Annotated in this window: 17 protein-coding genes; 6 read left to right on the top strand and 11 right to left on the bottom strand. The window is 56.2% G+C overall.

The features are described 5' to 3' along the window. Positions 1 to 8: 8 nt before the first annotated feature. On the top strand, positions 9 to 1,037 hold the full coding sequence (yhjD, locus tag WM46_RS20725; RefSeq protein WP_102603190.1) for an inner membrane protein YhjD: 1,029 nt from the start codon (positions 9 to 11) through the stop codon (positions 1,035 to 1,037). 352 nt (positions 1,038 to 1,389) lie between these two features. Next, positions 1,390 to 2,712, top strand: coding sequence for an MFS transporter (locus WM46_RS20715; protein WP_102603189.1), 1,323 nt, complete (start codon positions 1,390 to 1,392; stop codon positions 2,710 to 2,712). A gap of 105 nt (positions 2,713 to 2,817) precedes the next feature. Here WM46_RS20715 and WM46_RS20710 read toward each other — a convergent pair whose 3' ends face one another. Together WM46_RS20710 and pdeH are read right to left on the bottom strand one after the other, a co-directional pair. Beyond that, complete coding sequence (locus tag WM46_RS20710) at positions 2,818 to 4,878, bottom strand: AsmA family protein (RefSeq protein WP_102603188.1); 2,061 nt, start codon at positions 4,876 to 4,878, stop codon at positions 2,818 to 2,820. Between the two features lie 77 nt (positions 4,879 to 4,955). Next, positions 4,956 to 5,723 (bottom strand): cyclic-guanylate-specific phosphodiesterase, encoded by a 768-nt coding sequence (gene pdeH / locus WM46_RS20705; RefSeq protein ID WP_102603187.1) that lies wholly within the window; start codon positions 5,721 to 5,723, stop codon positions 4,956 to 4,958. Between the two features lie 232 nt (positions 5,724 to 5,955). Between pdeH and WM46_RS20700 the strand changes: the two genes are divergently transcribed. Next, positions 5,956 to 6,885: a sugar kinase gene (locus WM46_RS20700; RefSeq protein ID WP_102603186.1), complete on the top strand. Its 930-nt coding sequence runs from the start codon at positions 5,956 to 5,958 to the stop codon at positions 6,883 to 6,885. Positions 6,886 to 6,976: 91 nt separating this feature from the next. Here the strand turns inward: WM46_RS20700 and WM46_RS20695 are convergent, their stop codons facing one another. From WM46_RS20695 to bcsR, 9 genes are all read right to left on the bottom strand, one after another. Then, positions 6,977 to 8,470: a M16 family metallopeptidase gene (locus tag WM46_RS20695; RefSeq protein ID WP_102603185.1), complete on the bottom strand. Its 1,494-nt coding sequence runs from the start codon at positions 8,468 to 8,470 to the stop codon at positions 6,977 to 6,979. Positions 8,471 to 8,692: 222 nt separating this feature from the next. Next, positions 8,693 to 9,979 (bottom strand): C4-dicarboxylate transporter DctC, encoded by a 1,287-nt coding sequence (gene dctA, locus WM46_RS20690; protein WP_061075986.1) that lies wholly within the window; start codon positions 9,977 to 9,979, stop codon positions 8,693 to 8,695. 175 nt (positions 9,980 to 10,154) lie between these two features. Then, on the bottom strand, positions 10,155 to 12,143 hold the full coding sequence (gene hmsP / locus WM46_RS20680) for a biofilm formation regulator HmsP (RefSeq protein WP_061075985.1): 1,989 nt from the start codon (positions 12,141 to 12,143) through the stop codon (positions 10,155 to 10,157). A gap of 92 nt (positions 12,144 to 12,235) precedes the next feature. Continuing rightward, entirely contained in the window at positions 12,236 to 15,733 is a 3,498-nt protein-coding gene (gene bcsC, locus WM46_RS20675) for a cellulose synthase complex outer membrane protein BcsC (RefSeq protein ID WP_102603184.1), read from the bottom strand. Continuing rightward, on the bottom strand, positions 15,715 to 16,821 hold the full coding sequence (gene bcsZ / locus WM46_RS20670; protein ID WP_102603183.1) for a cellulose synthase complex periplasmic endoglucanase BcsZ: 1,107 nt from the start codon (positions 16,819 to 16,821) through the stop codon (positions 15,715 to 15,717). The genes bcsC and bcsZ overlap by 19 nt, the downstream gene beginning before the upstream one ends. A gap of 6 nt (positions 16,822 to 16,827) precedes the next feature. After that, positions 16,828 to 19,182 carry a cellulose biosynthesis cyclic di-GMP-binding regulatory protein BcsB gene (bcsB, locus tag WM46_RS20665; protein WP_102603182.1) on the bottom strand — a complete coding sequence of 785 codons (2,355 nt, stop codon included), beginning with the start codon at positions 19,180 to 19,182 and terminating at the stop codon, positions 16,828 to 16,830. A 10-nt stretch (positions 19,183 to 19,192) separates the two neighbouring features. Continuing rightward, positions 19,193 to 21,814, bottom strand: a complete 2,622-nt coding sequence (gene bcsA, locus WM46_RS20660) for a UDP-forming cellulose synthase catalytic subunit (protein WP_102603181.1) — start codon at positions 21,812 to 21,814, stop codon at positions 19,193 to 19,195. Continuing rightward, the gene (bcsQ, locus tag WM46_RS20655; protein WP_102603180.1) at positions 21,811 to 22,563 is read right to left on the bottom strand and encodes a cellulose biosynthesis protein BcsQ; all 753 of its coding nucleotides are present in this window, start codon (positions 22,561 to 22,563) and stop codon (positions 21,811 to 21,813) included. The genes bcsA and bcsQ overlap by 4 nt, the downstream gene beginning before the upstream one ends. Positions 22,564 to 22,574: 11 nt before the next feature. After that, positions 22,575 to 22,763: a cellulose biosynthesis protein BcsR gene (gene bcsR / locus WM46_RS20650; protein WP_042323607.1), complete on the bottom strand. Its 189-nt coding sequence runs from the start codon at positions 22,761 to 22,763 to the stop codon at positions 22,575 to 22,577. Between the two features lie 289 nt (positions 22,764 to 23,052). Here bcsR and bcsE point away from each other — a divergent pair, with 289 nt between their 5' ends. Genes bcsE through bcsG form a run of 3 tightly spaced genes read left to right on the top strand, consistent with a single transcriptional unit; the run spans position 23,053 to position 26,476 of the window. After that, on the top strand, positions 23,053 to 24,612 hold the full coding sequence (bcsE, locus tag WM46_RS20645; protein ID WP_061075979.1) for a cellulose biosynthesis c-di-GMP-binding protein BcsE: 1,560 nt from the start codon (positions 23,053 to 23,055) through the stop codon (positions 24,610 to 24,612). Next, positions 24,609 to 24,800, top strand: coding sequence for a cellulose biosynthesis protein BcsF (gene bcsF, locus WM46_RS20640; protein ID WP_102603179.1), 192 nt, complete (start codon positions 24,609 to 24,611; stop codon positions 24,798 to 24,800). The genes bcsE and bcsF overlap by 4 nt, the downstream gene beginning before the upstream one ends. Further along, positions 24,797 to 26,476: a cellulose biosynthesis protein BcsG gene (gene bcsG / locus WM46_RS20635; RefSeq protein ID WP_102603178.1), complete on the top strand. Its 1,680-nt coding sequence runs from the start codon at positions 24,797 to 24,799 to the stop codon at positions 26,474 to 26,476. Before bcsF ends, bcsG begins: the two co-directional genes overlap by 4 nt. The last annotated feature ends 63 nt before the right edge of the window (positions 26,477 to 26,539 follow it).

The following is a 26,539-nucleotide window of genomic DNA, read 5'->3' as shown; positions in this document are numbered from 1 at the left end:
CTGACCTGATGATGCAGGATAACGACGTAAAACGCCCCACTGAGGAACTTGAACACGACCCGGTACGCAAAATCGACACGACCGGGGATGCTGAGCACGAGAAGAAAAGCACCGCCAGCGAGAAGCTGAAAACGGTGACCACCACAGTCGAAAAAATCCAGCGCATTCCCGTAATTGCGCACCTGCTTCGCGCGGCCGAACGCTTTAACGATCGGTTAGGGAACCAGTTCGGCGCGGCCATTACCTACTTCTCGTTTTTGTCGATGATCCCCATCCTGATGGTGTCGTTTGCCGCGGCGGGCTTTATTCTTGCCTCGCATCCCACGCTGTTGCAGGACATCTTCAATAAAATCCTGATGAACGTCAGCGACCCGACGCTTGCCGCTACGCTGAAAAGCACCATCAATACGGCGGTGCAGCAGCGTACCACCGTCGGTCTGGTCGGGTTAGGGATCGCCCTCTACTCCGGGGTTAACTGGATGGGCAACCTGCGTGAGGCGATACGCGCTCAGTCGCGGGACGTCTGGGAGCGCACGCCGCAGGATCAGGAAAAAATCTGGATCAAATACCTGCGCGATTTCATCTCGCTGATTGGCCTGTTGATTGCCTTGATTGTGACGCTGTCGATCACCTCGGTCGCCGGTTCGGCGCAACAAATGATTATCTCCGCCCTCTATCTCGACAGCATTGAGTGGCTGAAGCCCACCTGGCGGTTGATTGGCCTGGCGATCTCCATTTTTGCCAACTACCTGTTGTTCTTCTGGATTTTCTGGCGCCTGCCGCGTCATCGTCCACGTAAAAAGGCATTGATTCGCGGTACGCTGATTGCGGCGATTGGCTTTGAAGTCATTAAAATCATCATGACCTGGACTCTGCCGGCGCTGGTGAAATCGCCCTCCGGCGCGGCGTTTGGTTCCGTACTGGGACTGATGGCGTTCTTCTACTTTTTCGCACGTCTGACGCTGTTCTGCGCAGCATGGATTGCGACCGCCGAGTACAAAGACGATCCCCGGATGCCGGGCAAAACACACCGTTGATACGCGGTATTGTGCCGGATGGCGCTGCGCTTATCCGGCCTACCATTCACCCGCTACCCAGGCCAGATAAGTGTCTTGCGCCGCCATCCGGCACTATGTTCAGGCACTTACTTCCGCCTCGCTCCGCTCATTTAGCACATAAATCCAGTCCTTAACTTTTATTTAACCAAAAACCAGTTTTATCCACTAATTTTAAAATTATGTGAAGCATTTCATGGACGAGAAATCGCAGGCGTAAACATTATCCGCTTTTTGCCTGATTTTTAACCATGTTGAGCGGTTGTTACAGATTGAAATGTCGCTTTTGCTGTGCGTAATATGGCCGTTCGTTCGCCAAAAATAAGAAAATACTATGCAAGCAACCGCCACCACACTCGATAACGAGCAAGAACATACTCCGGTCAATTCGCGCAATAAGGTCGTCGTCGCCTCGCTCATTGGCACCGCCATTGAGTTCTTCGACTTCTACATTTACGCGACCGCCGCCGTGATTGTTTTCCCGCACATCTTCTTCCCGCAGGGCGACCCGACAGCGGCAACGCTACAGTCGCTCGCCACGTTCGCCATCGCCTTTGTCGCGCGCCCAATTGGCTCTGCGCTCTTCGGCCACTTTGGCGACCGGGTAGGACGTAAAGTGACGCTGGTGGCGTCTTTGCTGACAATGGGGATCTCAACGGTGATCATCGGCCTGCTGCCAGGCTATGCCACCATTGGCGTCTTCGCGCCGCTGCTGCTGGCGCTGGCTCGTTTTGGGCAGGGCCTGGGACTGGGTGGAGAATGGGGCGGCGCAGCGCTGCTGGCGACAGAGAACGCCCCGCCGCGTAAGCGTGCGTTGTACGGCTCGTTCCCGCAGCTGGGCGCACCGATTGGCTTCTTCTTTGCCAACGGAACCTTCCTGCTGCTCTCCTGGCTGCTGACTGATGAGCAGTTCATGAGCTGGGGCTGGCGCGTTCCGTTTATCTTCTCAGCGGTGCTGGTGATTATCGGCCTGTACGTCCGCGTTTCGCTGCATGAGACGCCGGTTTTCGCCAAAGTGGCCGCCGCGAAAAAACAGGTGAAAATCCCGCTGGGGACGTTACTGACCAAACACGTTCGCGTGACGATCCTCGGCACGTTCATTATGCTGGCGACCTATACGCTGTTCTATATCATGACCGTGTATTCAATGACGTTCAGTACCGCCGCTGCGCCGGTCGGTCTGGGCCTGCCGCGCAACGACGTGCTGTGGATGCTGATGATGGCGGTCATTGGCTTTGGCGTGATGGTGCCGGTCGCCGGCCTGCTCGCGGATGCGTTTGGCCGTCGTAAGAGCATGGTCATCATCACCACAATGATTATCCTGTTTGCGCTGTTCGCCTTTAAGCCGCTGCTGGGATCCGGTAATCCGGTGCTGGTCTTCGCTTTCCTGCTGTTGGGGCTGAGCCTGATGGGGCTGACGTTTGGGCCGATGGGCGCACTGTTGCCTGAACTGTTCCCGACCGAAGTACGCTACACCGGCGCGTCGTTCTCCTATAACGTCTCTTCGATTCTCGGGGCATCTGTCGCACCGTATATCGCCGCGTGGTTGCAGTCCAACTACGGGCTGGCGGCGGTGGGCACCTATCTGGCATCAATGGCGGCATTAACCCTGATTGCGCTGCTGTTAACCCACGAGACGCGTCATCAGTCGCTGTAATCTTTACATGCCGGGTAGTGGCGACGCCTTACCCGGCCTACAAACACTTCCATTTCCGTAGGCCGGGTAAGCGCAAGCGCCACCCGGCACAACGCAGGCACACCATCATTTCTTCATCTGCGATAAAATCGTCCGGCACTGGTTGGCGTCGCCTTCTGACGGTGAAATCAGCGCCAGCAGCGCGGCGGCGGGCGTCACTAACGTCGCCAGCGCCGCGGCTACCGCGCCACGCGCAATCAACGGCCCGGCTTTTACCCCCGCCTGCGGGTTCTTAAACGTCCCGCGCACATACAGCGGCGAACGCAAGGTTATGATGCGGATGCCTTTGCTCTCCGGGTCGATGGTCAAATCCAGCTGTTCTGAGGCAAAGCTCGCCGTCCCGGTGACATTGATCAGCGCATTTTCGGTGTCGAACGCGAAAATTTGTGGGCGCGCCACGCCGTTTACAATGTCGAGATTCGCCGCCGCGCAGTTAACCCGCACTTCGTCATCGCCAAAGATTTGCCCGACGATGAAGTTCCCGACGTTGAGACCGACAATCTCCATCAGGTTACGGCTAATCAGCCCGTCATTCATCAGCAGTTTCAGGTTGCCGTTGCTGTTACCCAGCAGCGCCGCCACGGAATTCCCGGTTCCACGAAATTCGGCATCACCGCTCATCTCCCCCAGCGTTTTCTGCATCAGTTCAACATCCGGCATCAGCGCTTTCAGTTTTAAACGCCGCGCCTGAATATCCGCACGTCCCTGCATCGGCTTTTTGTCCCCTTCCAGATGGATGTTCGAACTGATGCTGCCGCCCGCCAGACCAAACTTCAACGGCTGCAGACGCAGATCGGCATTCTGCAGAATAATGTGGGTCGAGAGATCGCTGATGGGCAGGCTGCTGCCATGTTCAATACGCCGCCCTTTAAAGCGCACATCGGCATCCATCACATTCCATTTGTCCGTTTCGAAGCGGTCATAGGGCAGCACTTTATCCGCGGGTTGTACGTTCTTCTCGCCCTTTTTCTGTTCCGAACGCTGCGCTTTCTCCGCGCCTTTACCGGAATCGACGCCGATCAACGGTCCTAAATCCGCCAGCCTGAGCTGGCGCGATTCCACATCACCTTCCAGCTTCGGACGCGGTTTCCCTGTCGTATAGGTCAGTGAGCCATGAATATCGCTGTCGCCGATCCGCCCATTGAACCCCCGGTAGTCAAACACCGATGATGCGTTGGTGTCGATTTTCGCCACCAGCCGACCGTCCGTTTCGAACGGCGGCGTATCCGGCAGCAGCACTCCCGTCAGATCGTACAGCTCGCCCAGTGAATCCCCGGAGAATTTCAGTTGCAGATCGACGCCGCCCATCTTCATTGGGTCCTTAACCACGCCCACCAGCGCCACCCGGGTATTGCCGGAACGGAAATCGGCCTGTACCGGAAACGCTGCGCCTTCGCTACGCAGCGCCAGCATGCCGCCCATTTTTCCCGTTCCGGTGAGTGGTTCGCCGTTGTATCGCCCCTGCGCCTTCAGGCCAAACACGTAGTCTTCAACCTTCGCGTTATCGCCTTTCGCTTTACTTCCCGTGACTTCACTGAACGGCAATGGTTTGCCCAGCGGATCGACCAGGATCTCGATATCGGCTTTGCTGACCTTATCGTCGATAGCGATCCGCCCCTGATCGAAGAGAATAGTGTCCAGCCGGAAGGACCAGTCAGACGGCTGGGCATTCGGATCTTTGTTTTCGCTATTCGCGAGGTCGAAGGTCCAGTTATTGTTTTTCTCGGACAGGCGAATCAGCCGCGCATCGGGTTTCACCAGCTTGATCCACGGCAGCCAGACGGTTTTGCTTAACAGCGCCAGCGGGGCGAGCGTCGCGTCGACGCGGGGAAGGTGCACCATCGTCACTTCAGGAATGTCGGGGGGATTGCCGAGGATAATATCTTCAGCATGTACGTGCGGCCACGGCACCCAACTGCGCCAGCCGGTCTCCTGCTTCTGGCGTTCCCAGACAACGCCTAAATCACCGCGAATAGCGAACGGTCGGTTAAGTTCGGTAGAGACTTTCTGGTTGATGGTCGGTTTGAGGCGGTTCCAGTCAAATGTCGCTATCAGCACGATAACGACCACGATCAACAACAAGAAAGTCCCTGTTATCACTGCAGTTATTTTTCCGGCTTTAGTCATAGTTAGCGTCCTCACGTCTTTCCTTGCCTGTCCTAAAGATAGTCCAGCCAGACGGAGTTAGCGGAAACTGCCGGTTTTTACAGTGACAGAATGACCTCGTCGAGACAGGCGAACGGGACCGGGCGCGACAGAAAATAGCCCTGTGCGGCAAAGGCGGGAGAACGTTGTACGTCGCGCCACTCTTCCAGCGTTTCCACTCCTTCAACGATCACGCCGCGGCAATAGCGGTTCATCAGTTGCAGCAACATGGTGAAGAGATTGCGCCCCTCTGGCGTCTGGCGAAGCATCACGAACAGTTCGCGCGCGACTTTTATGTAGTCATAACGGACTTCATTCAGCGCAGAGAAGTTAGCCATTCCGGTACCGAAATCATCCAGCCACAGCGGGCCAAATTCGCACATGCTGGCAAAAGAGGATTCTTTTGGTAGATGGATATGTTCGACCAGTTCAAAACGCAGCCACGGCATCCGCTCAATCATCTGCACAATGTTGGGCTGCTGGCGCATGGCGAGGAGCGTCGGGCCATCGACATTCACAGAGGCCAACAATTCATGACGCCGGAAAAAGTCGGCCTTCTGCTCCAGTAGCTGAAGTTGTTCTTTGACGATATCAATGCGATGGCGCACCGCCACCCCGGCAAAATAACGGTCGGGCGCGATACGTTGGGTTGGGTTGTCCGGATGCGTCACCACCGTCAACAGCTCAACGGCTAACAGGCGTCCGTCGGTCCGGTAAATCGGCTGATAAGTGTAAGCACGCTCGCACTGCAGCCAAAAGCGCCGATCCTGCAAGCTTTCAATGCTCGCCTCGGAATTGCTTCGCTGCTGGATAACCTGGTTTATCATCTCAGATGTCCCGTGATTAAGTGTGTTACTGCCCCGACTCGTCAAAGGTTATCGGCCTTCAGACGGAGAACTTTATGTTCAGCCACGCGCAAATTCGAAAACGGTTTGGTAAAAATCAATGCAGAATACGGACTGGCTCAAAAAAAAATTTGGAACGTTGTTTTAATATGATTGACCACCTAACACCCACAGCGCACACTAACGCTAACTTTTTTTAAGCAGGTTCACGACTATGTCCAAAAAGATTGCCGTGATTGGCGAATGCATGATTGAGCTGTCACAGAAAGGCGCAGATGTTCAGCGCGGATTCGGTGGCGACACATTGAATACCTCCGTTTACATTGCCCGTCAGGTTGATGCTGCGGCACTCTCCGTGCACTACGTCACGGCGCTGGGCACGGACAGTTTCAGCCAGCAGATGCTCGAGTCATGGCAAGGCGAAAACGTGGATACCTCGCTGACGCAGCGCATGGAAAACCGTCTGCCTGGCCTCTACTACATCGAAACTGACAGCACCGGTGAGCGGACGTTCTATTACTGGCGCAACGAAGCGGCAGCGAAATTCTGGCTGGAAAGCGAGCAGTCAGCGGCTATCTGCGAAGAGCTGGCGACCTTTGACTATCTCTACCTGAGCGGTATCAGCCTCGCGATCCTGAGCCCATCCAGCCGTGACAAACTGCTGTCGCTGCTGCGTGAATGCCGCGCCAACGGCGGGAAAGTGATTTTCGACAACAACTACCGTCCGCGCCTGTGGGCCAGCAAAGAAGAGACCCGGCAGGTGTATCAGAAGATGCTGGAATGCACCGATATTGCCTTCCTGACGCTGGACGACGAAGATGCGCTCTGGGGCGTGAAGCCGGTTGAAGAGGTGATCGCACGGACGCATGCCGCGGGCGTGCAGGAAGTGGTGGTGAAACGCGGTGCGGATTCGTGCCTGGTGTCTGTCGACGGTGAAGCACCGATCGACGTTCCTGCGGTGAAACTGCCGAAAGAAAAAGTGATCGATACCACTGCCGCTGGTGATTCGTTCAGCGCCGGGTATCTGGCCGTTCGCTTAATCGGCGGCGATGCCGCCGATGCCGCCAGACGGGGTCACCTGACCGCCAGCACCGTCATTCAGCATCGCGGGGCGATTATCCCACGCGACGCCATGCCGCAGTAAAACCAGCGCCGAGGCGCGACGAAAATGCGTTATCAGGCCTGGGAAACTCGTTCTCCAGGCCTGATAAGCGCAGCGCCAGCAGGCAATCCTCCTACTGTGCAGCCGGAATATCTGTCACTTCCGGATGTGCATCATCCGTTTCTACCGGCGTCGCCGCGGCAGTCACCGGTGCCATGATTTGATCCCACGTCGCCTGCAACTCCTTCATGTTGAATTCCGGCTCGCCTTTCGGCTGCAGCAGAATCAGCGCCATATCCTGCGACAACTGCTGACGCAGATCCTGATTCAACATCTCAACGGTCAGGCTGTTCAGGAAGTCCTGACGCAAACGCTGGTACTGTTCAGGCGCGATATCCACGACCTGATTTTGCAGCGAGCGCAGACGCTGGCTGATGAGAATATCGGTATCGGTACGGGCGTAGGTCGCAAACAGTTTCTGCAGTTCCAGATTCTTTTGCGCCACCAGGGCGTTGAATTCTTCTTCCGGCAGGCCGTTATCACGCACTTTCGCCAGTTCACGCGCCACGGTGCTCAGATTGGCGGAAATCTTGTCGTTTGGCGATTCGATGTTGATTGCACACTGGGCGCGCAGGAACAGCACGCGGCAGTCAAAGCCGAGGCCGATATCTTTCGCATTGCTCTTACTCAGCGCCTGCTGAACGTGCCAGAACAGCGCCTCACGCGCTAAATCCGCACGCCAGTAGCGCAACAGCGCGGCAGACTCGCGAATCGGCTGCCACGGCGTATCCCACATGACAGAGAGACGATCCTGGCGCACCGCGTCGGTCATAATGCTCACCGCCTCCGCACGCAACGGCGAGAGCGTCGGCACAGGCGCAGGGGTTTCACGTTTCCCTTTCAGTTCACCAAACGTTTTGTTGATTTGCTCGGCCACCGATCGCGCATCAACGTTGCCGACGACAATCAGCGTCATCGCATCCGGGGTGTACCACTTCTGATAGAACTCATGCACTTTCTCCGCGTCCACCGGCATTTTTACCGGCTCGGCGGGATCGTGACCCAACAGCGCCGACCCTTTCAGACGATAGCGCCACCAGCCGTCTTTCGTGTCGACGGGCAGCGTGGTGACCATGTCCTCTGTGCTTAGCGCATGATTGACGACGTCGGGGGTGATCGTCAGTTTGCCCATCGTGTTCGCCAGATAGTTCAGCGACTCTTTCAGCAGGTCGTTGCGGTTATTGGGCAGGCTAAGATTGTACTGTGTGGAGTCGTAAGAGACGGTCACGGGCGGCATCGGACGTTTAGGGTCAAATCCTTGCTGCCACAGTGAACGTGCCTGCGCGGCATCGAGGCCGCCACTTTGGGTTAACGCAATACGAGGAATAAGATGACTGAAACCGCTCTGTTGAGTACTTTCGGCGAGCGAACCGGTATTTACCAGCAGACGGACCTCGATACGGTCGCTGGGGCGCTGCGGGGTGGCTAACACTTGCCACTGTAAACCATTCGCCAGCGTCCCCTGTTGCCATGCCGGGTCAGGCTGGAGCGCATCTGCCTGCACATAGCCAGCAGTGGCCATCATCAGCAAACCGCCCGCTATAAGTCGAATTTTTGTGCCCTGCATGTGAACCCCTGATCAACAATCCTGGTAATAAAAAGACAACCCCTGTTGGGCTTGTCTGAATATGACGTTAAAAACACTTCGTGTTAGACCGCAAGAACATGAAAATGTCACGGAAGAAGTGAAATAAACCCGATACCTCCATGTTGAAGGATTCGGGCCCAGGGGTCAATTATGCGCAGGAGCCCGCAGCCCCACAAGGGACTGCGGTCATAAGTATCGAAATTAAGAGGATATTTCGTGCGTTTTGCCTTCAGGTGCACGATTATTCAGCACATCATCAAGCTTCTTGTGGTCCAGTTCCTTCACCCACTTCGCGACCACTACCGTTGCCACGCCGTTACCGACCAGGTTGGTCAGCGCACGGGCTTCAGACATGAAGCGGTCGATACCCAGGATGAGCGCCAGACCGGCAACCGGCAGATGGCCAACCGCAGAGATAGTCGCCGCCAGCACGATAAAGCCACTTCCGGTAACGCCCGCCGCCCCTTTCGAGGAGAGCAGCAGTACTACCAGCAGCGTAATCTGATGGAAGATATCCATATGACTGTTGGTGGCCTGGGCGATAAACACCGCCGCCATCGTCAGGTATATTGAGGTTCCATCAAGGTTAAACGAATAGCCGGTGGGAATAACCAGCCCCACAACCGACTTGCGACAGCCAAGCTTCTCCATCTTATCGAGCATACGCGGTAACGCAGACTCGGAAGAGGACGTCCCCAGCACGATCAGCAGTTCTTCACGGATATAGCGGATAAATTTAAAGATGCTGAAGCCTGTTGCACGGGCGATCGAACCCAGCACAACAACCACAAACAGAATACAGGTGATGTAGAAGCAGACGATCAGTTGCCCCAACTGCACCAGCGTACCCACGCCATATTTACCGATGGTAAACGCCATCGCCCCGAACGCCCCGATTGGCGCCAGACGCATGATCATGTTGATGATGCCGAAAATGACCTGCGAGAAGCTTTCAATGACGTTGAAAATCAGTTGGCCTTTGCTGCCCAGACGATGCAGGGCAAACCCAAACATCACCGCAAACAGCAGAACCTGCAGGATGTTACCGCTGGCAAAGGCGCCAATGACGCTGCCCGGGATAATATCCATCAGGAAGCCTACGATTCCCTGGTCTTTTGCCTGTTCAGCGTAAATCGCTACCGCTTTCGCATCCAGCGTTGCCGGATCAACGTTCATCCCGGCACCGGGTTGCACCACGTTAACGATAATGAGACCAATGATCAGCGCAATCGTACTGACAACCTCAAAGTAAAGCAGCGCAACCGCACCCGTACGGCCCACCGCTTTCATACTTTCCATGCCTGCAATGCCGGTCACGACAGTACAGAAGATAACTGGTGCGATGACCATCTTGATCAGCTTAACGAACGCATCGCCAAGCGGTTTCATTTGTGCGCCTAATTCAGGGTAGTAATGGCCAAGAAGAATACCAATGGCAATTGCTGTCAGGACCTGAAAGTAGAGGCTTTTAAACAGAGAGATTTTCATAGGGTGTCCTTGAAGTAAAAACCACAGGTCTTGTAAGGTTTTGGTTAACCTGCGGCCTTAAAATAACACCCAGACAACATCGCAGAAATGCACCAGGATCATAATTGAAACAAAAATGTTAAAAACCTTGAGCTGGCTCGCACAAGCCGGACCTTTTTAAAGTATTGTAATCACATCAATTGTGCTTCAGATAACGTTCTTCGAAGGTTTCTGCAGGTACCGCACGGGCATAAAGGAAGCCCTGAGCGATTTCAACACCCGCCTGCGCCAGCCATTCACGCTGCGCTTCGGTCTCGACGCCTTCCGCCACCATCTGCAAATTCAGACTGCGCGCCAACAGGATAATCGCCGAGATCATGCTGTTATCTTCCGGCAGGCCATCGACAAACATTTTGTCGATTTTCAGCACGTCGATGGGCAAGGATTTCATGTGCTGGAGCTGGCGCAGTCCCGCGTAGCCCATGCCGAAATCGTCCAGCGCGATACGCACGCCGGCGTTACGCAACGGACGCAGTATCGCCACGGCGGCATGCGGGTCGTCGATCCGCCGACTCTCCGTCACTTCCAGAATGAGCGTACCCGGCTGGATACGGTAACGATTTAACAGTTCCAGCATGTCTGACACCATATTCGGGTGCATCAACTGGAGCGCCGACAAATTGACCGACAGCGGCAGGGTGATCCCCCGTTCCTGCCAGGCTGCGAGCTGGCGGCAGGACTCTTCCAGCACCCAGTGGCCCACGGTGACCATAAGGCCGCAGGACTCAATCCGCTCAATCAGCCCTTCCGGCAATTCCCAGCTTCCGTCCGGCTGCTGCATGCGCAGCAACGCTTCAGCGCTGACCACCTTGCCGCTGCTCATCTCCACCTGAGGCTGCAACCACAGGGCAAAACGGTGGTTGTCCAGCGCAGTGAGAATATCGCTCTCTTCGGTCAGCCGTTTCTGGGCCGCTTCCATCTGCTCAGGGTCGAAGAACTGAATCTGATTTTTGCCCTTGCGTCGGGCGGTAAACGCTGCGGAGACCGCGCGTCCGTAGAGCTGTTCTGCACTGAGATCGCCGTAATACATCGCCACGCCAATACAGCAGCTCGGGCGGAGCTGGATCCCCTGCACCGGCAGTCGTTCATTGATGATAGTGAGTACTTGCTGACCTAAAGTAATCGCGTGCCACGGCTCTTTGACGCCGTGGGCGATAATGGCAAAATCGTAACCGCTGATCTGCGCGAGCACCATTCTCGGCGACAGTACTGACTTCAGTTTCTCTACCAGCGTCAGCAGCAGAATTTCCCGCTGCGCCTCTTTCAGCACACCTGCCGTATCGCGCAGCGTTTCACAGGTGACAATCATCAGCGCCGTGGTGTGCTGACGCGCCACGACCTGCTCAAGCAGCCCCATCAGGAACGCTTTGTTCGGCAGTTCAGAGACCGGAAAACGCATCGCGTTGTCCGTCTGCTCTTCGCTGTGGCGCTGGACCAGTTGTTGATTGAGGTTGTAGCTGCGCACCAGCAGGCCAATCTCATCATCATGATGCAGACGCGGCAACGCCAGCTGATGTCCAATCAAATCCTGTTGCGGAATGTTATTCAGCTCGCGGGCAATTTTGCGCAGCGGGTGCAGAATCAGGCGATTCACGCACCAGCTAATGGCCACCGTCAACATCAGGGATAGAAGTAAGTAAATGGTCACTAACGTAGACAGCGTGCTCATCACAAACTTATACATGCGGAATGAGTCGGCCTGGAGTACCAGATACGCCAGCGGTTGCGGATTCGCAGGACGTTCAAGCGAATAGAGAGGCAGCGAGATCTGCACCGGCAGTTCGAAGAGCCGGGTCACCATCACCGGGACGGGCCGTTCAGGGATAAAGCTCATGCGCAGCGCCTGAAACTGATTCGGTAGCACCACATCGGCCCGTTGCACCACCCCCGCCGGCTTGATACTGGCGAGAATCGCTTCGGCTCCGGGAATATCGGCCTTTAAAATTGAAGCAGACAGCGGTTCACGTACCGAACGGGCAATACTTTCCAGTTGCGTCGCCGTGTTATAGCGGTTCTGCTGCACCAGATGAAACAGCAAAACGGTACAAAACAGAAACACAAACACCATGACAACGGCAGCCACCATTGCCATCTGCTTAATTGTTAACGAGCGACTGACGCGCAATATTGTCTCCCCCGGATATCCCAGATTGCCGCCCGAGTATACCCGATCGCGGCGGCATTGAGAGAGGCTGTGTCTGAAAAGGACTTTTCTGATTACCAGTCTGCGTACGGTACCAGCGGCTGCGGCGGTAAATCCATATCACCCTGCCATCCTGCGGCGGAATAGCGAACATACAGCAGTAAATGGCTTGGCGCGTAGTCTTTTGCCTGTTGAATATCCACCGCGGTCCCGACAAACCAGTTAGAGGTCACCCGACGCTCGATCAGCGCCCGCGCGGTATAACCAAAGCCCTGGCTGCTGCCGCCGCCGTTAGTTTGTTCGCTGGCTTCCTGCCGGTAATCCGACGGAATCAGATTCAGTAACGGATAACGCGGCATGGTTTTGGTGCGCGAATGCGACCAGGATACGGAGCCGCCCAGTTCCCAGGACCAGTTTTCCGTGCGCTGACGCCACATCACCGGCACCGCGAAGGACAAGTATTCCTGCGGACTGTAGTAGCCGCCGTGGCCCAGCGAATAACCGCTCAGGTCTTTGTCGTAGTGCCAGATCATATTGTTCAGGCCCACGGTAACGCGGCGATTATTCTCGTTGATGATTTTGTAGTAGTAACCGGTCATCCACCGGACGCGCCAGTTATCCTCGACATTTTTTCCGGTTAACTGATCGGCGCCGAGTGACACCCAGACACCGTTGGCTTCACCTTTGTCGTAGCTGAGACTAATCCCGCCGCCGTCCGCGCGAACGCCCCCCCATTTTTTACCGGTGTTAACGTCGTTGCTGTCGCCGTTGTGGCTCTGCGCATCTTTCTGTCCGCCAAAGGCGAGCAGCGAACTGGAAATCGGACGGCGGTGCGCGTTCAGGGTATAACCCAGCGGCCCAATGTCATTGCTGTAACTGACGCCGCCGACCACATCGACGACGTTGAAGCCCATCGGCGTGGTGCCGATATCCCAGCTCCAGGTGTCATTCTTCCAGCCAACGGCAACGCTCGCCCCCGTGTCCGACTGGCTACGGCTGCCGCTACAGTCTTCCAGCGTACAGGTGCCCCAGTTATTGTCGTAGCGACCATTCGCATCTGTTGAGAAGCTGCCCGCGTTCATGTTGACCAGATCGGTACGGAAGAACATACGACCGTCCGAATACGGCGCATCCACATGCAGCATAGTGGTATGCGCTTTCAGATCAGAATAGCCGCCGGTACCGCTCGATCCCCAGTAGTCATGCTCCAGCGTGACGTTCAAATCCTGCTGACGATATAAATCCGCCGCATCGCTGCGCACGCCACGCTTCAGCCAGTCATCTTTTTCATCGTTACGGGTCAGACGGGTAAAGGTGTCATTATCCTGCGGACGCGTTGGCGTGATGCCGGACGCCACCATCGCGTCTTTGTACGTATCCAGCGCCTGTTGCGGCTCACCGCTCTGCGCCTGAAAATTCGCGGCGTCACGCAGCACCATCGCGCTTTCCATTGACGGCGGCTGCGCTTTGGCCTGTGGAATCAAAGTATTGAAGGTCTGTTGTGCCGCAGCGGTGTCGCCAAGCTGCATTTGCGCCAGCGCGATTCGCCGCTGCATGTTGATTGACGGAGTCTGCGTTGCGGGCAGTTTTGCCAGTTGCGCTCGCGCAGCAGACTTGTCGCCCTGGGCGATGTACACTTCCGTCAGCCCCAGCATCGCATCGACGTTGTCCGGTTCGCGCGCCAGCACGGCGTCGTAAGCGCCTCGCGCCGCATTGTATTCCCCACGCTGCTGCGCCCAGTCGGCCAGCGTTAAATCGAGACGGGTGGAGGCAGGCTGTTGGCGTAACAGCGCTTCCGCCTCAGCCTCCCGGCCGCTGTCGCGCAGACGGTTAGCCGTTTCCAGCACCTGGTTGCTTTGCAGGCGGTCGGCCAGTTCCTGAATGTTACTGTTCCACTGACTGCGCGGCAGGCTGTTGATATGCGCCAACGCCGCCCGATCCTGATCATTGCCGGACAGGTACAGCCCATACGCATACACTTGTTCCGGATCGTTGGGTTTCTGACGCGCCAGCGCACTCATCTGCGCATCAGCCTGACTACGCTGCCCGGCCTGCCACAGATCGCGTGACAGACGATACGTTATCCAGACGCTGCCTGGATCCAGCGCCAGTCGGCGGCGTTGCAGTTCCGCAGCCTGTGCCCAGTTGCCCTGGTTCTCCAGCGTTTCGGCCTGCTGCGCCAGACGATCGTTTTCCAGTCCGCGTTCAATATCATCAATACTGCGACGCTGGCTGGCAGAGAGCGTGGCGATAAACGCGGAGGCTTTCTCCGGCGACTGCGCGCGATAGAGGTTTGCCAGACCGCGTACGGCGTTGGTATTGCCGCTGTCCATGCGCAGCGTCTGCTGGTAGTAGCGCTCGGCAGCCGGATAATCTTTCCGCGCCATTGCCGCATCGCCCAGCCCCAGCACCGCATAGCTGTCGGTATTGTCGATGTTTCTGGCCTGCTGATAGAGACGTTCAGCCTGGTCAATATTGTTGGCTTTCAGCGCGGCATCGCCCTGTTGAATCGCCAGCCAGTAACTGTTCACTTTCAGCAGGCTTTCCCACTTGCTGCGGCTCCCGCTTTGCGGATCCATCGCCAGCGCTTTCTTAAACTGCGCAACGGCGCTGGCGCGATCGCCCCGCTGAGAGTAGGCCTGCCCCAGCGCGCCCACGGCTTCGCTGTCGCTTTGGTTGGCTCTCACCGCCTGCTGTAATTCAGAAACCGCCCGTCCGCCCTGACCAGCGTCGACTGCCGCCAGACCCTGCGCACGCGCGCGGAATGTTGGATCGGAGAGCTGCTTTTGCTGTTCGCTGAGCTTACTGCGCGCAGCGGCCACGCTGTCCCCCTCACTGAATACCGTGAGGTATTTTTGCAGCGCCTTCACGCTGGCGTCGCTGACCGGCAGATCCTTGATCTGGGTGTACCAGATAGTGGCTGCGGCATTCCGCCCGGTGTTGGATTTCGCCATCTGCTCCAGAATCACAAAGCCTTCGGCCGGGCGATCGTTATCAAACAGCAGCTGCGCCAGCGTATTTTGCAATGGGTTATTGCCCGGACTGCGGGCGTTAATCGCCTTGAGCTGATTGATCGCCTGATTGCGGCGGGCCGGAATTTTTGCCACCGCGCTCCAGTACTCCACTTCCAGGTCGCCTTCCGGCGGGTTGCCCTTGAATAACTTATCGTAGGCGGCGACAGCCTCTTCGGCATGCCCGGTTGTCGCCTGTAGACGCGCCTGCTGTAACGACTGACGCCCATCCGGCGTCGCTAACAGCATGGTGGTTTGCGACGATTTATAGGCGTCAGAACTTGGCGCTAACTGAGAAAGTCGATCAAGCTGTTTCTGCGCGCCGTCGTTATCGCCCTGACGCAGCATGTAACGAAAGCGAGCGGCAATAACATCCGGATTATTCGGGTCAATCAGTTCGAGGCGATAGAGCGACTGGCGCACCAGATCTTCACGGTGCGTTGCTTCTCCCAGCCGCACCTGCTCCAGCAACTGCTGTTGCGCCGACGGCGCGGCGTCGGCAAAGGGCATCAGGGCAATGCCGAGTGAAACCCCGAGTAAACTCAATTTGAACTTGCGCATTCCTGGCCCCAGTCAGGTAGTAACTCACCTTTGGCGGTGAAGCGATAACGATGCTGATCCCACCCTTGTCCGAAGAGGGTTAGCACGTAGCTGTAATAGGCATCGCTGCCGGGGAAATGGTCCGTTACGCGCTGTCGCTGCACCGCTTGTGCGTCGCGGTTTTGCAGGAAGGGCAGTAAGGCCGCAGAAAAGCCTACCGGGCCATTGCCCTGCGCTTTGCCGCTGGCGACGTCCACTTTCTCCGGCGGGAGACCGTTTTTAGTTGTCAGGGTTGCCATCGGTTTGAATTTTGCCAGCAGCCGCGCTTTCTGCGGGTCGCCATCATGCATCATGCCCGCCCACAGATAGACGCGAATCGCGTCGTAACTGCTGACCAGCGTTTTCTCTGCCTTCAGTTGCCAGCCTTTGTTTTTCTCGTAACGGACCCAGTCCGGCGAGAAACCTTTCGGTGCCGTTTCTAACAGTAGTCGCTGGTTGGTTTCACGCAGAGTGGACCACGGCGCGCCGAAACGGGTGAAATACTGCGCCAGCTGCGGCGGCAGATAGCTCGGGTTAAAGCGCCAGGTGTTGGCTTCGGCAAAGCCAATCTTGCCGGGCAACAGCATGGAGCCCAGCCCCGGCACCGTCACCACTTCTTCGCTGGCAATGCGTTTCAGCAAGGCTTTGCCGATGTCGGTATAGCGCGGTTCTTTCCACAAGCGTCCCGCCTCCAGCAGCGACCACGCGATCCAGATATCACCGTCAGAAGCCGAGTTGCTATCCAGCACCGCCCAGGTGGAGGGATCTTTCTGTCCCCACAGCCAGGCGGGCAGATGTTCCTGCAACGACCCTTGCGCGAGGTTGTTCTGCGTCCAGTCCAGTAGCTGGTCAAAGGACTGGCGATCGTTGGCGGCAAGAGCAAAGAACATCGCATAGCTTTGCCCTTCCGAGGTGGTGATTTTGCGTGCGTCGCTGGGATCAATCACCCGCCCTTCCTGACTGATGTAATCCTTTTTAAATTGATCCCACTCGGGCCAGGTACAGGCCGCCTGTACACTCAGTGCGGCCAGCATTAACACCATAACTATCCCACTTCGCAACGCGTTCATTATTTATCACTCATGATCCGGATCGAGACGGCGGCGACTGATGATGCGCAGCAGACGCCACAGCACCCAGGCCAGTAATACCACGCTGATCGCCGCCAGCACCGCTAACAGCACTGGATGGTTAGCCAGCGCATACCACAGACGTTCAAACCACGGCAGGTGGCCCACGTAGTAAATATCGCCAACACGTAAACTGTTCACACCAGATTCACGGATCACCGAGACGGAACCAAACATCGCCGCCCGTTTGCCGCTGTCATTGATGGCCTGGTTCAGCAACTCGTAGCCACGCGGACTGTCCGCCAGCAGCGCCACCACGCTACGCTGATCGTTAAACGGCGACTGGAAGCCGACGACCGCCGCCATCGGTCCACTTGACGTTACCGTCGCCTGCGCATCCGCTTTGCGATCGGCTTCATCAGGCATGATGCTCGGGAACGTCGTCTGACGCATCGGGGTTTTCACCCAGCTTTCCGCCGCCTGAACCAGCAGGTCGATACGCTTGTCGTCTTTCAGTTTGTCCGGGATCGAGCCGATAACCAGAATGTCCGCATCTTTGCCCTGAATCTGGCTGCTGTCATCGGTGATGGTCAGGTTAATCGCCGGGAAACCGGTTTGCGCGCCAATGGTCGCGGTGGCGTCGAGCAGCGTTTCCATCTGCGCTTCGTTCGGCGTTTTCGGCATCACGGTGATGGTTTCCGACAGATCCGCCATGCGGCTGAACGGGAAGCCCGCGTTCGCAAACGCGCGCAGATCCGGCATCGCAATGAAATGGTAGTACTTCGAGAAGTCGATGGTGGAGTCGTCGCCAATCACCACATGGTTCGGCACCGGCTGGAAGGTAACACAGTTTTCAACCGAGCCGCCCGGCATCGGGTTCATGTACTCGAAGTCAAACCGCAGTTGGTTCATCGCACCCAGTTTCAGCGCCGGAATGGCAACATCCGTTTTTCCGTCCAACAGCCCTTGCAGTACCGGCAGACGCAGCAACAGACGGTTACTCTTCTCATTGCTGGTCAGACTAAAGGCTTGCAGGAACTGGTTGTTCAGACTGATATCCATGCGCGAGCTGTCTTTGGTCGGCGGCGTGGTGTAACGGTAATTGAGGTTCATATCAATACCGGTACTGCGCAGCAGATAGAGATCCGGCGGCAGGTTCAGAGAGACGTTGATCGCCGCAGGTTCCATCCCGGTGGACTGCAACTGCTCTTCATAGGTTTTCAGTTCGCCGAAGGTTACCGGACGATCGGTGCGCACCCAGTTTGGCGCATCGTACGGTTTACGCGCCAGCAGCGGTTTCACCTCGTTCACTTCCACACTGCTACCGCGAAAGAGAATGTTGCCCTGGGCGATCCCTTTCGCGGCCTGCAGCAGATCGTTGTCGTCACGACCAAACACCACCAGCAGCTTCACATAAGGGTTATCCGGATGGCTGATCATTTCGATCACCGGCGCTTTCACCGGCGGATGTTCACGCAGGAAATCAGGTCGCTTATCGTTAGTGGCAAAGACGATCGCATTACGATCCGGCAGCGTGTTGTACAGCACCGGGAAGTGCTGACCTCGCCAGCCCGCCCGGGAACCAAACCAGGACGATACGATTGACGCCGCCTGTTGCAGGGTACGATCCGGCGAGCCGGCAAAGACCATTGGCAGCGTCACCGCGCGGTTGTCGCGTGGATCGAAGAACGGTACCGGGAAGTGCGAGAGATCGTTTTGCACTTCCAGCGTCTGGTAGGTGAGGTCCAGCATGCTGCTGCGACCGACGTCCAGCCACAGCGTACTGCTGGCCGGGTTTTCACAAACCTGCTGATAGTGGCCGACGAACTCCAGCCGCACGCGGTTAAAGTCGGTGATAAACAACGGGTTGATCGGCATTTGCGCCAGCGTCTTTTTGCCCAACTGTTCCTGGGTGACCGGCAGCACGCCCATCAGCTCATCGTTCAGATAGACCTTAAGCTGCGACTGTATCGGCAGCAGGGACGGCGACGGGGTGTACTCCAGATTCAGCACGGCTCTGGAGACCACTTCATCGCTGCGCATGCCAAATTCGATACTGCCGTTAGGGTTCACGCCACGCAGCACCATGCTGCCCGGCGGCGGCGCGATCTGCGCAAACGTCAGTTTCACGTCACGGGAGGGGCCATTCTGCGCCACAATCGGCGCATCCGCCCCCTGAACGCCCGGCATAACCTGACCCACCGGCTGATTTTCATCTGCCTGTGCAGGGGCCGCCGCCGGGGCCACGGTTGGCTCAGTGTTTATCAGTGGTTGCGTTGCAGGCGTCGCATTCGTCATGAAAGAAGGGATTGCGCTCATCCCCATTGCCACTGCACAAATCCAGGAAAGTTTTCTTTTCATCGCGTTATCATCATTGTTGAGCCATAACCTGATCCGGCTGTTGCACCGCCACCTCGTCCTGCTCCGGACGGCGTGGAATGAACGACACAACCCAGGAAACCAGAGAAGTCAAAGACCGGAAAACTATTTTCACGGAAGACGGGGAGAATTCCGCAAGATGGCGATAGCCACGGAAACCCAGCTTCAGAATATCCAACAGGCTTTCCAGCGGCTTATCTTCCGGATAGCTGTCCTGCCAGAGCGCCCATGTATCAGCACGGGCAAACGTACACTGCACAAAATCGATATGCTGTTTGGTGGTCAGCGGCATCAGTTGCAGCCCCACCTGTTCACCCCAAACGCGCGCCACCAGCGTCGGGAAGACATATTCCTGCTGGCCGCGTTTGAGCAGTAAATTCACCTTCTGCCCTTCCAGCACCTGGGCCTGACCGTTGATCTTGATCCCCAGACCGCCGTCGGAGAAATCATGGACGGTGCACGAGAACAGGTGTCCGTCCTCACGGGCAATCGCCGCCGGCATAGAAATTTCAACACGGTGTGAGCGGCGAACCTGTTTACTTTCAACCGACACCGCTACCGCGCCGCCGAGAATAATCAGGTTGTAGAACACCCACACCAGGCTGACGATAACCGTCAGCATTTCATTTTCCGGCCCGTAGAAGTAACGCCAGACGCCCACGACCACACCGAACAGGTTAAGCAACACCAGGTAGATGTACGGACGGGAAATCACCCAGTCGACATACTCTTCTTCGACCAGCCCGCCCTTTGCGGTGACGTTAAACTTCCCTTTGTGCGGGTTGATCAGCGCCACCAGCGTCGGCGGCGCGATGTACCAGGCCAGCACCGTTTCGTAGATCTCACTCCAGAAGGAGTGGCGGTACTTGCCCTGAATCTTCGAGTTGGTCAGGCTGGCGTGGACCATGTGCGGCAGGACGAACAGCGCAATCATCAGCGCGGGTGCATAAATGATATAGGCATGCAATAGCAGGAACGCCAACGGAGCGGTCAGGAAGATCAGTCGTGGAACACCTGACAGGAAGTGGAACATCGCGTTGACATAACATAATCGCTGAGCGAACTTCAGCCCCTTGCCGGTCAGCGGGTTATCGAGTCGGAAAATCTGTACCATCCCGCGCGCCCAGCGAATACGCTGGCCGATGTGGGCAGACAAACTTTCGGTCGCCAGCCCTGCCGCCTGCGGAATGCGCATGTACGCGGAGGTATAACCGCGACGGTGCAGACGCAGCGACGTATGCGCATCCTCCGTCACCGTTTCAACGGCAATACCACCAATTTCATCCAGCGGTTTACGGCGAATCACCGCACAGGAACCGCAGAAGAAGGTGGCATCCCACATGTCATTACCGTCCTGTACCAGACCGTAAAACAGCGTGCCTTCGTTTGGCGTCTTGCGAAAACGTCCGAGGTTACGTTCAAACGGGTCCGGTGAGAAGAAGTGGTGCGGCGTCTGCATCATCGCCAGCTTCTTGTCTTTCAGGAACCAGCCCATCGTCATTTGCAGGAACGAACGCGTCGGCACGTGGTCGCAGTCAAAGATCGAGACAAATTCGCCTTTGGCATATTTCAGCGCGTTGTTAATGTTCCCGGCTTTAGCGTGTTCATGGGTGGTACGGGCAATATATTTCACCCCCACGGTCTGGGCGAACTGGCGGAACTCTTCACGTCCGCCATCGTCGAGGATCCAGATATTGAGCTTATCTTTCGGCCAGTCGATACCCAACGACGCGTAAATGGTGTTTTTCACCACGTGTAACTCTTCGTTGTAGGTTGGCACAAAGATATCCACCGTCGGCCACTGCGACATATCTTTTGGCAGCGGCACCGGCTGGCGGTTCAGCGGCCAGACGACCTGGAAGTAACCCAACACCAGCACAATCCACGCATAGGTTTCGGCAAACAGCAGGATCAGCCCGCAGACCAGACTCACCGGATCGTCCCAGTTCAGCGTGGAGGTATAGCGCCACCAGATATAGCGGCACGATACCGTCAGCGACAGCACAATCAGCATCAGCGCAGAGAAGCGACCCGGCATACGGCGCACGATCAGCGCAACGCCCCACAGCAGCATCAGGAAGATAAATTGCGCCAACGGGTTAAACGGCTGGGTCACGCATATCAGCGCCAGAATCAACGAGAAGGTGACAATAATCCCGATAATAAAGCGACGCGCGCCTGGGCTCAGGTGACCGAGCTCCTTTTGTTTATCCAGGTGCGTGGTGTTTTGCGTCACGCGTCCCGGTAGCGTATCCATCCACTGATGGTAACGCCCTCTGACGCCTTGCAGACGGGAGAAGGTTTGCCAGCGGGGCTGCGTCGTCTCCTGACGCGGCGACGTCGCCATCAACCAGAGGGTCTGAATGGCGTAACGGGCAGGATCTAACGGACGCGGACGCGCGGCGTTAATATGCGGATAGAGCGCTTTACGTTCGGCACGGATCCGCTGCCAGCGCGGATGCTCCAGTGGGATGAAGACCCACGCGAGGATCACCCACAGGCAGCCCAGCGCCGCGCTGAAAGACGACGCGCCATGACGACGATAACCCTGATAACGCTCGCTTAAGCGGGCGCTGACCGGCGGAATAAGCAGCCACCGGGACAGGACACTCATGATGCGCTCCCGACAGGAGTTTTATGGCCTGAGTAATGTAATAAACACCAGTTTGCCAGCGTCAGCACTTCTTCTGCGGCCAGTGAGTCACTGCGGTATTCCCCCAACGGCTGTTTGGCGGCCATACACTCAGCCACGGCTTCATCACGGTGAATCACCATCGGCAGCAGACGACGCTGACTCTGTAGCCAGACCTGGTAGAGATCGTCCTGCAACTGACTGCCAACGCGTAAGTCGTTAATCAAAATATGCGCGCCCGCCGGCAGCGACTGCTGATGCAAACGGACATGGCAGTTGGTGTCGGCTTTGACAATCGCCAGCGTGTGATCGCACTCATTGACCAGTTGTCGGGTCAACGGCGCGGAACCCGGAGGCAGATCCAGTAAAATCCATGAGTAACGTCCACTCTCTTTCAGCGCGCGGATGCCCGCCGCGATGCTGTCCAATCGTTCCAGCCAGCGGTCAGGATATTCCCGCTCTTGCACCGTCAGTTGACCAAACGGCAGCAAATCAAGCTGCGAGGTATAACGCATCCCGCCTTCCTGCCAGTCACGACCATCAAGTATCGCTCTGGCCCAGCCGTCGCGATGAGTAAAATCGACGTTGAATGACAGGCGCAACAAATTATCGGGGCTGGTATCAACAACCAGGACGTTTTCCCCTAATAATTGCAATGACCAGGCCAGCGCAGCCGCGATCGACGTCGTGCCTACCCCGCCACGTATGCCCTGAAGTCCCAAAATGGCCATCCACGGCTCCCTTATTGTTGTTGCGCAAATTCAGCCAACAGCGGCCAGCGTTTAATCGCGGCGGCGAGCTGTTCACGCTGGGAAATATCAGTGTAATCAAATTCTGGCAATGAAAAAGCCTGGCTTAATGCCAGGAAATCGTTTTGAAAGGTATAGCCTAATGTTGAATCAGTTTGCGTGCCGGGTTCGTTGTCAGACATTTTGTTTTATCCCTTTGAATAGACTCGCCATGCTTCAAACATTTTTTTCTTTTCGCATTCCGCTTCGTTCTCACCGAAATTCCGCAAGCTCAAATGTTGCTCATTTTCTGACTTGTTGTTTCGTGAAAATACGCGTCATGGAATCGGAAAGGCCGATGTTACAAGGCTTCTTGCTCGCCAAATCGATTCACATGCTAAATCTGATACGTTTTAATTTCAATGTTAGGTTTATTTCTGGGCTTTCGCTAGTAAACTGATAAACAGATAAAATAGCGACCCGAGGAACGCTGTGGACCCTGTATTTTCAATTGGCATCTCATCATTGTGGGATGAACTACGCCATATGCCAGCCGGCGGAGTCTGGTGGGTTAACACTGATCGCGTTGAAGACGCTATCAGCCTGGCGAATCAAACGATTGCCTTTCAGACCGGGACTGCAAAAGTCGCGGGCATTTCTATGGGCCGCGATCCTGGAGAAATATTCAAATTAGATGAATCTCACGGTCCGGAAAAAATTCAGTTATTTTCCATGCCAAATTCGGAAAAGGGTCTACAATTTATGACCCGCGATTTGCTGTGTTCCGTGGATCCGACGCATTACTTATTCATTCTTATTTGCGCAAATAACGGCTGGCAAAATATACCAGTTGAACGTTTGCGTCTGTGGCTGGATAAAATGAATAAATGGACGCGTCTCCATCACTGTTCTGTAGTGGTGCTTAACCCCGGGAATAATAACGATAAACAATTCTCTCTTTTAATGGGGGAATATCGCTCGCTTTATGGCCTCGCCAGTATGCGCTATCAGGGCGATCAGCATTTGTTTGATATTGCCTTCTGGTGTAATGAAAAAGGGGTCAGCGCTCGCCAACAGCTCACCGTCCGCCATCATGAAGGACAGTGGGAACTGGCGCAGAAAGAAGAAGCGGAAATCCAGCCCCGTAGCGATGAAAAGCAGATCCTGAGTAATGTCGCCGTGCTGGAAGGGGCGCCGCCACTCTCCGAGCACTGGAAATTATTCGATAATAATGAAAGTTTATTCAATGAGGCGCGTACCGCTCAGGCGGCTACGTTGATCTTTTCGCTTCAGCAAAACAGCCAGATTGAGCCCCTGGCACGGAGCATCCATACTCTGCGTCGCCAGCGCGGAAGCGCGCTGAAAATCCTTGTGCGAGAAAACATCGCCAGCCTGCGCGCCACTGACGAACGCCTGCTGTTAGGCTGCGGCGCCAATATGGTGATTCCGTGGAACGCCCCGCTCTCCCGTTGTCTGACGCTGATTGAAAGCGTTCAGGGCCAGCAATTTAGCCGCTACGTGCCGGAAGATATCACAACGCTGCTGTCGATGACCCAGCCGATGAAACTGCGCGGTTTCCAGAAGTGGGACGTGTTCTGTGAAGCGGTGAACAATATGATGAGCAACACCCTGCTGCCTGCCGACGGGAAAGGGGTGATGGTCGCGCTGCGGCCCGTTCCGGGTATCCGCGTTGAGCAAGCCTTAACGATGTGTCGCCCACACCGTACTGGCGATATTGTCACCATTGGCGGCAACCGCCTGGTCCTGTTCTTGTCGTTTTGCCGCGTCAACGATCTTGATACTGCACTGAATCATATCTTTCCGCTCCCGACCGGCGATCTCTTTTCTAACCGCATGGTCTGGTTTGAAGATAATCTCATCAGCGCTGAACTGGTGCAGATGCGCTTACTGGCGCCGGAACAGTGGGGACAACCGCTGCCGCTGACCCAAAACGTGAAACCCGTCATCAATGCCGAGCATGACGGCAAGACGTGGCGGCGTATTCCGCAACCACTACGCTTACTGGACGATGAAACGGAGCGCTCATCATGATGACTATCAGCGATATCCTGCAAATCATCGTTGTTTGTGCGCTGATTTTCTTCCCGCTGGGATATCTGGCGCGCCATTCACTACGCCGGATCAGCAATATGACCCGACTGTTATTTGCAAAACCTCGTTATGTTAAACCGGCCGGAACATTGCGCCGCACGGTGATTTCCAGGGCAACGAAAAAATGACTCAACAAACACAAAACGCATCACTGCCTTCACCACTCTGGCAATACTGGCGCGGCCTTTCTGGCTGGAACTTCTATTTTCTGGTCAAGTTCGGCCTGCTCTGGGCGGGCTATCTTAATTTTCACCCGCTGCTGAACCTGGTCTTTATGGCCTTCCTGCTGATGCCTGTTCCGCGTTACAGCCTGCATCGCATTCGTCACTGGATAGCTATTCCGATCGGTTTTGGCCTGTTCTGGCACGACACCTGGCTGCCAGGCCCGGAAAGTATTATGAGCCAGGGGTCGCAGGTAGCGGGCTTTAGCGCCGACTATCTACTGGATCTCGCGACCCGCTTTATCAACTGGCAAATGATTGGCGCCGTGTTTGTCCTGCTGGTCGCGTGGCTGTTTTTGTCACAATGGATTCGGGTGACCGTCTTCGTGGTGGCAATTATGGTCTGGCTGAACGTCCTGACGCTGGCAGGACCAGGCTTCTCTCTGTGGCCGGCGGGTCAACCGACGACCACGGTGACCACCACGGGCGGAACGGCGGCAGAAACGGTCGCGACCGCCGGAGGGGCGCCGGTCGTTGGTGATATTCCGGCACAAACCGCGCCGCCGACCTCGGCGAATCTCAACGCCTGGTTGAATACGTTCTACAATGCGGAAGCCAAGCGTAAAACGCCTTTCCCGTCAGCGCTTCCTGCCGATGCGCAGCCCTTTGAATTGCTGGTCATCAACATCTGCTCGCTCTCCTGGTCCGATATTGAAGCCGCTGGGCTGATGTCGCACCCGCTGTGGTCGCACTTTGATATTCAGTTTAAGCACTTCAATTCCGCCACGTCGTATAGCGGCCCGGCGGCGATTCGTTTGCTACGTGCCAGCTGCGGACAGCCGTCGCACACTAACCTGTACCAACCGGCAGGCAACGAATGCTATCTGTTTGATAACTTGTCAAAACTGGGCTTTACGCAGCACCTGATGATGGGCCATAACGGCGAATTCGGCGGCTTCCTGAAAGAGGTTCGTGAAAACGGTGGGATGCAGGCTGAACTGATGGACCAAAAGGGCTTACCTGTGCCGCTGTTAGGTTTTGATGGTTCTCCGGTGTATGACGACACCGCCGTGCTACAGCGCTGGATGGAAACCACGGAAAAAGATAAGGATTCCCGTAGCGCCACCTTCTACAACACCCTGCCGCTCCATGACGGTAACCACTATCCTGGCGTCAGCAAAACGGCGGATTACAAAGCGCGCGCCCAGAAATTCTTTGATGAACTGGATGCGTTCTTCACCGAGCTGGAAAAATCGGGTCGTAAGGTGATGGTGGTTGTCGTACCAGAACACGGCGGCGCGCTGAAAGGCGACAGAATGCAGGTCTCTGGTTTGCGTGATATCCCGAGCCCATCGATCACCAACGTCCCGGCTGGCGTGAAATTCTTCGGCATGAAAGCGCCGCATCAGGGTGCGCCGATCGTCATTAATCAGCCAAGCAGCTACCTGGCGATTTCTGACCTGGTGGTACGCGTGCTTGACGGTAAGATCTTCTCCGAAGACAACGTGGACTGGGCAAAACTCACCAGCAACCTGCCACAAACAGCGGCGGTATCGGAAAACGCCAACGCGGTGGTTATCCAGTATCAGGACAAACCGTACGTCCGTCTGAATGGCGGCGACTGGGTGCCATATCCGCAATAACGAAAAAGGCCGCAAGGATCGCCCTTGCGGCCTGGTTCGGACGCATGTTGCCACTGCGGCAGG

Origin of the sequence: Citrobacter freundii complex sp. CFNIH2, from assembly GCF_002880615.1 — a bacterium.
Lineage (GTDB): Bacteria > Pseudomonadota > Gammaproteobacteria > Enterobacterales > Enterobacteriaceae > Citrobacter_A > Citrobacter_A amalonaticus_F.
This window is presented reverse-complemented; position numbering and strand designations above follow the sequence as displayed.